The sequence below is a fragment of the Nonomuraea mesophila genome (assembly GCF_004352805.1).
In the GTDB taxonomy this organism is placed as follows: Bacteria; Actinomycetota; Actinomycetes; order Streptosporangiales; family Streptosporangiaceae; genus Nonomuraea; species Nonomuraea longispora.
In genome coordinates, this window is sequence record NZ_SMLD01000261.1 from 1 (window position 1) to 9,364 (window position 9,364).

General features: G+C 74.1%; 4 protein-coding genes. 2 read left to right on the forward strand and 2 right to left on the reverse strand.

Features of this window, described 5'->3' with window-relative positions; genetic code table 11:
* Nucleotides 1–1,198, forward strand: a 1,198-nt coding sequence (locus E1295_RS45525) for an alpha-ketoacid dehydrogenase subunit beta (protein WP_342775974.1), incomplete at its 5' end; no start/stop codon positions are given.
* Entirely contained in the window at nucleotides 1,191–2,345 is a 1,155-nt protein-coding gene (locus tag E1295_RS45530; RefSeq protein ID WP_132641226.1) for a 2-oxo acid dehydrogenase subunit E2, read from the forward strand. The genes E1295_RS45525 and E1295_RS45530, both read left to right, overlap by 8 nt.
* Here the strand turns inward: E1295_RS45530 and E1295_RS45535 are convergent.
* Together E1295_RS45535 and E1295_RS45540 are read right to left on the reverse strand one after the other, a co-directional pair.
* Nucleotides 2,316–7,670, reverse strand: coding sequence for a non-ribosomal peptide synthetase/MFS transporter (locus E1295_RS45535; RefSeq protein ID WP_132641228.1), 5,355 nt, complete (start codon nucleotides 7,668–7,670; stop codon nucleotides 2,316–2,318). The two genes, E1295_RS45530 and E1295_RS45535, sit on opposite strands and share 30 nt — an antisense overlap.
* Nucleotides 7,667–9,364, reverse strand: a 1,698-nt coding sequence (locus E1295_RS45540) for a non-ribosomal peptide synthetase (protein WP_132641230.1), incomplete at its 5' end; no start/stop codon positions are given. The genes E1295_RS45535 and E1295_RS45540, both read right to left, overlap by 4 nt.

The window sequence follows — 9,364 nt, forward strand, 5'->3', positions numbered from 1 at the left end:
AGGAGGAGGCGCGGGCCCGCGTCGACGAGATCGCCGCCGACGTGTCCGCCCGCCCACCGGCGACCTGGACGGCGGCGTGAGCCCGGCCGCGCCTCCCGGAGGTCCGGGCGGCGGCGTACGTGCGGCCGAGCCTCCCGGAGCTCCGGGCCGTGGCGGTGACCGGGTGGGGGAGGACCTCAACCGCGCGCTCCACGGCCTCCTGGACGACGACCCCTCCGTGTACGTCCTCGGCGAGGACCTGCTCGACCCCTACGGAGGCGCCTTCAAGATCACTAAGGGCCTGTCGACCCGGTTCCCCGACCGCGTCCTGACCACCCCGCTCAGCGAGGGGACCATCGTCGGGGCGGTCTCCGGGCTGGCACTCGCGGGCGGCAAGGCGATCGCCGAGATCATGTTCGCCGACTTCGCCGCGCTCGCCTTCGACCAGATCCTCAACTTCGCCAGCAAGTCCGTCACCATGTACGGCGCCCGCGTCCCCATGCCCCTGGTCATCCGCTGCCCCTCCGGAGGCCACCGCGGTTACGGCCCCACGCACAGCCAGAACCCGCAGAAACACTTCATCGGCATCCCCGGCCTGTCGCTGTTCGAGATGTCGCCGTTCCACGACAACCGGGCCGTCCTCGACCGCATGCTGGCCCTGGAGGAGCCGTGCCTGTACTTCGAGGACAAGGTGCTCTACACGCGGCGCATGTACCCGCCGGGAGTCGCGGAGGAGCTGTTCCGGTGGGATCTCGCGGGCGACGTCGCGGTCGTGCGCCTCGACCCGGGCCCCGCGCCGGCCGGCGACCCCTCGGGCTGCCTGGACGTCCCTTCCGGCGACCTCGACTATGCGCTGATCGTCCCCGGAGGGCTGGCGCACCGGGCGCTGGCGGCCATGCGGGCGCTGCTGCTCGGCCACGACCTGGCCGGTGTGCTCCTGGTCCCCTCCCGCCTGTACCCGTTCGACCCGGCGCCCCTCCTCGACCTGCTCGGGCGGGCGCCGCTGATCTGCGTCGCCGAGGACGGCAGCGCGGGCGGCACCTGGGGCGGCCACGTCGCCGCAGACCTGCACACCCGGCTCTGGGGGCGGCTGCGGCGGCCGGTCAAGCTGGTCAGCTCGGCCGACAGCGTCATCCCCACGGCAGCCCACCTGGAACGCGACGTGCTGGTGCAGGACCACACGATCCGACGCGCCGTACTGGAGGGCCTCGATGGATGAGATCCGGGTGCCCAAGCTCAACACGAACGACTCGGCGTACGTGCTGACCGTCTGGCTCGTGCGGGACGGAGGGCCGGTGCGCGCGGGCGAGGTGGTCGCGGAGGTGGAGACGTCGAAGACGGTGGAGGAGCTGGTCAGTGAGCACGACGGCGTGCTGACCCACCTGACGCCGGCGGGCCGCGACATCGCCCCCGGCGACCCGATCGCCCGCGTCGCCCTCCCGGAGCGAACCTCCGGTCCGCCTCCCCTCCACCCGCCCGCGCCCGCCGCATCGACGGGGGCGGGGACCGGTGACGGGCCGTTGGTCACCGCGCCCGCTCAGGCGCTCATCGACGAGCTGGGCGTCGACCCGGAGCGGGTGCGCGCGCTTCCGGTGAAGGTGGTACGCCGCGCCGACGTCGAACGCCTGGCCGCCGGCCCGGCACACCGTGAAGGCGGCCCCGGCGAGCCTGGACCGGTGACCGCCGATCGGGGCACGCCCACGCCCGGCGGCAGGAGCCTGCGGGCGCTGAGCGGGAACCAGCGGGCCGTGGGCAGGACCGTGAGCCTCTCGCACCAGACCGTGCCCGCCGCGTACACCGCCGTCAAGGTGGACGTGGGGCGGGCCGTCGCCGCGGCACGCGACCTCACGCGGCGGCTGCGCAGGCTGGTCGGCCTGCCCGACCTGCTCATCTCCGCCGTCGCCCGCCGGCACCGCGACTTCCCGCTGTTCTTCGCGACCCTCGTCGGCGAAGGCACGGCCGGCGTGCCCGAGTCGCCGCACGTGGGCGTCACCATCGATCTCGGCGCGGGGCTCTACGTCCCCGTCATCCGGGACGCCGACACGAAGTCCGTGGGCGAGATCGCCGGAGAGCTGGCGGCGTACCGGAAACTGGCCCAGCGCGGCGGGTTCAAGGAGGAGCAACTCGCGGGCGGCACCATCGTGGTCACCCTGCACCACGACGCCGACGTCGTCATGGCGGTGCCGATCGTCTTCCCCGGCCAGGCGTGCGCCGTCGCCCTCACCTCCCCGCAGCGGGAGGGGGAGCGTACGGTGGCGGTGGTCGGCCTCTCGTACGACCACCGCCTGATCAACGGCAGGGACGCCGTGCTCTTCCTCCAGGCGCTGAAGGAGACGTTAGAGGGGACGCCGTCCGAGGGCCTGTAGACCCACCAGGTCGTCGGGCAGCGCGTCGGCGCCCCCGTCGACCAGCGACGGCAGCCGGGAACGCAGCGCGACCAGCGCCACCACCGCCATCGCCACCGCGAACAGCACGTACATCAGCCCGACGCCGCGCCCCTCCCCGGTGCCGACCAGTACGCCCGCCGTGGAGGCGAGCGGCCCGTCCGGGGCCACGAGCGGATCGAACACCGCCGCCCCGTACGGCGCCACGAGCCCGAAGCCGATCGGCAGCGTCGACCAGGCGATCAGCGTGTTCAGCGCGAACACCCGCCCGTGGAAACGCTGCGGCACCTTCACCTGCACGATGGTCGCGTAGATGCCGTTGAGCAGCGTCAGCCACAACGACATGCCGAACGCGCCGACGCCGATCGTCACGAGATCCGCCCGCAGCCCCGTGACGAGGCAGAACGCCGCCAGCGCGAGCGTGCACCAGAGCACCGCCCGCATCCGGTGCCGCCCCGGCCCGCCCCACACCGTCATCGACAGGCCGCCGAGCAGCACTCCGAGCCCCGACAGGAAGGAGATGCGTCCCACGTCCTGCAGGTCGGCGAACGAGAGCACCAGCGGCGAGAGCATGAGGAAGAGCGGCGACAGGAAGATGTTCAGCGCCGCGAAGAACAGCAACATCCGCCGGAAACCGTGATGGCCCCAGGAATAGCGGAACCCGGCGACCAGCTCGGCCACGACCGGCTCCTTGCGCCGCCAGGCCAGCCGCGCGGGGAAACGCACCAGCGACGTCACCACGATCGCGAACGCGTACCCCATGACGTCGAGGATGAGGATGCCCTCCAGCCCGATGACGGCCATCAGCCCGACGGCCGCCAGCGGCACGAGCAGCTGCGTCATGCCGCCGGCCATCTGCACGATGCCGTTCGCGTGGCCGAGGTGGCGCTTGGGGACGAGCTGCGGGATCGCCGAGCTGTACGCCAGGCGCTGGAAGGTGAGCGCCACCGACAACACCGCCAGCAGCGGGTAGACGTGCCACGTCTGGAGGTTGCCCGTCCAGAGCAGGACGCCCAGCATGAGCTGGGTGCCCATGGCCGCGAAGTCGCCGGCGAGCATGACGGTGCGGCGGTCGTTCCTGTCGACCACGGCTCCCGCCAGCGGCGCCACCAGCATCCCCGGCACCAGGCCGATGACGGCGAGAAGGGCGAACTGGGCGAGGGAGCCGGTGGTCAGGTAGATCCAGAGGGGGACGGCGAACTCGGTCAGGGCCGAACCCATGATCGAGACGAGCTGGCCGATCACGACGCCGAGGAAGCGGCGCATGCTCGGCTCGGGTGCGGCCCGCCCACCGGTCTGTTCGCCCGGCGGCGCGGGCCGGGGGCCGGGTTCCGTCCTGGACACCTCGCGCAGGCGCCAGTCGGGTCCCGACGCCTCGCCTCCCGAGGCGACCGCCTCGTGGACGCCGGTGACGATCTCGGCGAGCTCCTGCGCCCGATATTTCAGGAAGAAGTGGCCGGCTTCGTCCAGCTCCACCACGGCCGTCACCGGCGCCAGGAAGTGCCACTCCCTGAACCGTTCCTCGAAGAACTCGGTCGCCGGGTCCCGCTCACCGGCCACGCTGATGATCGGCGCCCGCAGCGGCGTCACGGAGCTGCGGAACAGCCCGGTGAAGTACTCCTCGGCCGCCTCCGTGTCCTCGCGCATGTTCCTGATGATGTGCCGCGCCTGCCCCGGGTCGAGGTCGCTCATGTCGAGCCCCATCGACGTCAGCCAGTTGGCGTAGCTGCGGTCGCTGCGCATGTACTCGCGCCTGGCCAGCCGCGACAACGCCGCCAGCATCCGGTTGCCCGGCCGGGCGAACGGGAAGATGGCCCCGATGTAGATCGCTTCCAGCGGCCGCCCGGCCTGCTCCAGCCGCCGGGCGATGGCCACGGTCAGCGCCGAACCGACCCCGCAGTGACCGTACAGCGCCAGCGGGCCGTGTACCTTCCGCAGGATCTCCTCCACGCAGCGCTCCGCCACCTCCTCCAGCGGCTGCGGGTCCTCGTCGAGCCCCACGTCGTGCCCGGGGATGGCCACCGCCCACAGCGCGTGCGTGGCGGGCAGGGCGTCGGCCAGCGGCTGGTACGCCACCGCGGCGCCCCCGCCGTACGGGACGCACACGTATGTGAGGTCGGCGGGCCCGCTCCGGCGCGGCGTCAGCTCGTGCAGGAGGGGACGCGGCCCGGAGGCGCCTCCGTCGGCGTGGGCGGCCAGCTCCCTGACCGTCGGGTGCTTGAACAGGTCGACCACCGCGATGGGCGCCGACCCCGGCGGCAGTTCCCTGCGTAACCGGGCCACCACCTTGATGGCGAGCAGCGAGTGCCCGCCGGCGTCGAAGAAGTCGTCGTCCACGCCGAAGTCCGTGACGCCGAGCACGTCCGCCCAGACGGCGCTCACCAGGCGCTCGGTGTCCGTGCTCGGCTCCGCCCGCGCGCCGTCCGCCTCGGGGACGGCGGACGGCGCGGGCAGGCGGCGGCGGTCCACCTTGCCGTTGGCCGTCAGGGGCAGCCGGTCGAGCGGGACGAAACGGGCAGGGATCATGTACGCGGGCAGCGTCTCGGCCAGGTGCGCCCGCAGCGGCACCGGGTCGGCGCCGGCCCCGACCACGTACGCGACGAGCCGCGCCCCCGTGCCCTCGCCGTCGGTGGTCACCACGCACTCGGCGACGTCCGGGTGGCGGGCGAGGTGCGTCTCGATCTCGCCGAGCTCGATCCGGTAGCCGCGGATCTTGACCTGGGCGTCGGCCCGGCCGAGGAACTCGATGGTGCCGTCGCCGGTGTAGCGGCCGAGGTCGCCGGTCCGGTAGAGGCGCTCGCCGGTGTACGGGCCGGTGACGAAGGAGGCGGCCGTCCTGTCCGGGTCGCGCCAGTAGCCGGTGGCGACGCCCGCGCCGCCGATGTACAGCTCGCCGGGCACCCCCACCGGGACGTCCCGCAGGCCGGGGCTGAGGATGTGGAAGGTCTGGTTGGCCAGCGGCCGGCCGTACGGGATGGACGTCCACGCCGGGTCCACCGCGCCGATCGGGTAGGAGATGGACCAGATCGAGCCCTCCGTGGCGCCGCCCAGGCTGATGACCTCGGCCTCGGGGGCGAGGGCGCGAATGCGGTCCGGCAGGGTCAGCGGGATCCAGTCGCCCGACAGCAGCACCAGCCGCAGCGAGCCGAGGTCGGTCCCTTCGTGCTCGGCATGGTCGACGAGCAGCTCCATGAGGGCGGGCACGGAGTTCCAGACCGTGACGCGCTCCCGGGCGACCAGCTCGGCCCAGGCCGCGGGGTCCTTGTCGCCCGACGGCTCGCCCATGACGAGGGCGGCCCCCGCGGCGAGGGCGCCGTAGACGTCGTACACGGACAGGTCGAAGCTGAGCGCCGACAGGGCGAGGAATCGGTCGGCGGGGCCGATCCGGTAGCGGTGGTTGAGGTCGCGCACGGTGTTGACGGCGGCCCGGTGCTCGATCATCACGCCCTTGGGCGTGCCGGTCGAGCCCGAGGTGAAGATCACGTACGCGAGGTCGCCGGGCGTGGCGGGGTTCTCCCGGGCGTCGCCGGCGGCGTCCGGGACGGTGAACCGGGTCAGGCCGTCCGGCCAGGAGAGGTCCAGCCACGGCTGGGTGACCGCGAGCTCGCACCCGCCGCGTTCGATGAGCTCGAAACGCCGCTGGTCGGGCAGGTCGGCGTCGACCGGCAGGTACGCGGCACCGGCCAGGTTGATCGCCAGGACGGCGGCGACCTGCTCCCAGCCCCGCTCCATCACCACGGCGACGAGCCGCCCGGGGCCGGCGCCGGCGCGTACCAGCTCGGCGGCCAGCGCGCGGGCCCGCCCCAGCAGCTCGGCGTAGGTCAGCACGCCCCCGGGATGCACCACGGCGACGGCACCGGAGTCACGGACCGGGTCGGGCAGCAGGCCGGGCGGGCCCAGGTCGGCGGCGGTGTCGTTCCAGCGCCGCCGCTCCTCCCGCTCGATGGCCGTGAGCAGGTCGAGCTCCGCCACCGGCGTCTCGGGGGCGCCGGCCACCTGGGCGAGCAGCGTGGCCAGGTGCCCCGCCATGCGCTCGATCCGCCCGGCCGAGAACAGCGCGGTGTTGTAGACGAACAGGAACGACCCGTCGCCTCCGGTGTAGAGCTCCAGGTCGAACCGGGTCGCCCAGCGTCCCGGCTCGAACCCCTCCAACGCCAGCGCCCCCGGCTCCGGCTCGCCGCCGTAGTTCTGCATGGCGAGGATCACCTGGAACACCGGCGAGCGCGACGGCTCCCGCGCCACGTTCAGCTCCGACACCAGCCGCTCGAACGGCACCTCCTGGTGCGAGTAGGCGTCCGCGGCCGTCTCGCGCACCCGGCGCAGCAGCTCCGCGAACGTCGGCTCGCCCGACAGGTCGACCCGCATCGCCAGCATGTTGACGAAGCACCCGATCAGCCCGTCCAGCTCCGGCACCGGCCGGCCGGCGACGGGGGAGCCGATCGTCACGTCCCGCTGGCCCGCGTACCGGCCGAGCAGCACCGCGAACGCCGCCAGCAGCACCATGTAGGGGGTGGCACCGTGCTCGCGCCCCAACCGGTCGAGCCGCCCGGCCAGCTCCGCGCCGACGGAGAAGGCGTGCGCGGCCCCCGCGTGGGTCAGCTCGGGAGGGCGCGGCGCGTCCGTGGGCAACTCCAGCGGCTCCAGCCCGGCCAGCCGCTCCCGCCAGTACTCCACGTCGCCGCCCGGCCGGTCCCGCTGCCAGGCGGCGAAGTCCCCGTAGCCCACGGGCAGGTCGGGCACCGCCTCGCCGCCGCACAGCGCCACGAGCTCGCGCAGCAGCACGTTCGCCGACCAGCCGTCGGCCGCGATGTGGTGCACGGCGATGGCCAGCACGTGGTCGCCGGGGGCCAGCCGTACCAGCAGCGCCCTGATGAGCGGCCCTGAGGCCAGGTCGAACGGCTCGGCCAGGAACGGGCCCACCAGCGCCCTGGCCGCCTGCGCCGACTCCGCTCGCGCCACCGCCACGGGCACCGCCGCCTCCTGCGCGACCAGCACCGAGGGCTGTCCGTCAGGGCCCGTGGGGAACGTGGTGCGCAGCGGCTCGTGCCGGGCCGCGATCCGCTTCAGCGCCGCCGCCAGCGCGTCCTCGGTGAGCGGGCCGCGTACCCGCCGCACCAGGGGGATGGTGTGCGCCGGGCTGCCGGGCGCGTACTGCTCCATGAACCACAGCCGCTCCTGCGCGTACGACAGCGGCGGCGCCTGGCCCGGCGGCAGCACGGGGATCGACGGCCCGGCCGCCTGAGCCGGGCGGCGCCTGCGCAGCCGCTGCGTCAACAGCGCCCGCTGCGCCTCGCTCAGCTCCGTCACGAGCCCTCCCGATCCAGCAGGCTCCTCGCCTGCTCGTCGGACAACACCGCCACCTCGGCGGCCAGCGCCTCCTCGACGGCGACCGCCAGCTCGGCCACCGTACGGCGGTCGAAAAGGGTGCGGATCGGCAGGTCCACGCCCGCCAGGGCGCGCAGCCTGGCCGCCACCCTGATCGCGAGCAGCGAGTGGCCGCCCAGGGCGAAGAAGTCGTCGAAGGCGCCGATCCCGCCCGCACCGAGCACCTCCGCCCACACGTCCGCCACCAGTTCCTCCGCGTCGGTACGGGGCTGGACGTCACCGCCCACGGCCGGGCCCGGCGGTGGCAGCGCGCGCCGGTCCACCTTGCCGTTGCGGGTGAGGGGGAGGGCGTCCAGCACGACCCAGCGCGTGGGAACGAGGTACGGAGGGAGCCTCCTGGCGACGTACGCGGCAGGGTCGTGCGCGGTGGGGTCGTGCGTGGTGGGGTCGTGCGTGGTGGGGTCGTACGCGGTGCGGTCGTGCGCGGCCGGCAAGAAGCCGTTCGTGGCGGGGACGGCCGGGGAGGAGCCCTTCGTGGCGGGGACGACGTACGCGACCAGGTCGCCGTCCCTGGCGAGCACGGTGGCCTCGCGGACGTCCGGGTGGCCGAGCAGGCACTGTTCGACCTCGCCCGGCTCGATCCGGAACCCGCGCACCTTCACCTGGTCGTCCAGCCGCCCGAGGAACTCCAGCTGCCCGTCCCGCCGCAACCGCACCCGGTCGCCCGTCCTGAAGACGCGGCCCACCGGCCCGGACAGGAACCGCGGATCGGGCCCGCCGAGGTAGCCGCGGGCCACACCGGGACCGCCGACGTGCAGCTCGCCCGGCGCGCCGGGAGGCACCGGGCTCCCGTACGCGTCGAGCACCTTGACCGTGGTCGCGCGGACCGGGCGGCCGATGGGCGGGCGCGGATCGCCGCCGCGCAGTTCGGCCGCCGTGGCGATGATCGTCGTCTCGGTCGGCCCGTACGTGTTGACCAGCCGCACCCGGTCACCGAAGCGCTCACGCCAGCGCGCCACCGCTCCGGCCCGCACCTGCTCGCCGCCGAGGATCACCAGGCGCAGGTGTCCGGGCCAGGCGACGTCGTCGATCATGCTCACCAGGTGGTGGAAGTAGGCGGTCGGCAGGTCGAGCACGGTGACGTCGGGCCGCCGGGCCAGCAGCTCGGGCAGGGCGGAACCGCCGCCGGGCAGCAACTCGACCGTGGCGCCCGCCGCCAGCGCCGGGAAGATCTCCTCCGCGTGGGTGTCGAAACCCAGCGCGGCCAGCTGGACCACGCGGTCGCCGGGACGCAGCCCGTAGACGGCCCGCATCCACCGGACCCGCTCGGCAAGCCCGGCATGCTCGACCACGACGCCCTTCGGCGCCCCGGTCGAGCCGGAGGTGTGCAGCACGTACGCCGTCTCGCCGCCCGGTTCCTGCGCCTGCCCGTCCTGCCCGTCGTGCGCCGTCCCGCCCGCTGCCGTCTCCGGCTCGCCGGCCGGTCTCCGCGCCGGGCCGTCCTCGATGACCAAGCCGTCGGAGACGACGAGGGAGGCCACGGCGGCCATGGTGCGCAGGCGCTCCTCCGGGTAGGCGGGATCGAGCGGCAGGTAGGCGGCCCCGGCTCGCCAGATCGCCAGCATGGCCACGACCGCGTCGATCGAGCCGCCGGACATCCGCAACCCGACCACGCC

What these genes read in the sequence shown, in the direction of transcription:
- E1295_RS45530 (WP_132641226.1), top strand. Translation starts at nt 1,191, where the DNA reads ATGGATGAGATCCGGGTGCCCAAGCTCAACACGAACGACTCGGCGTAC.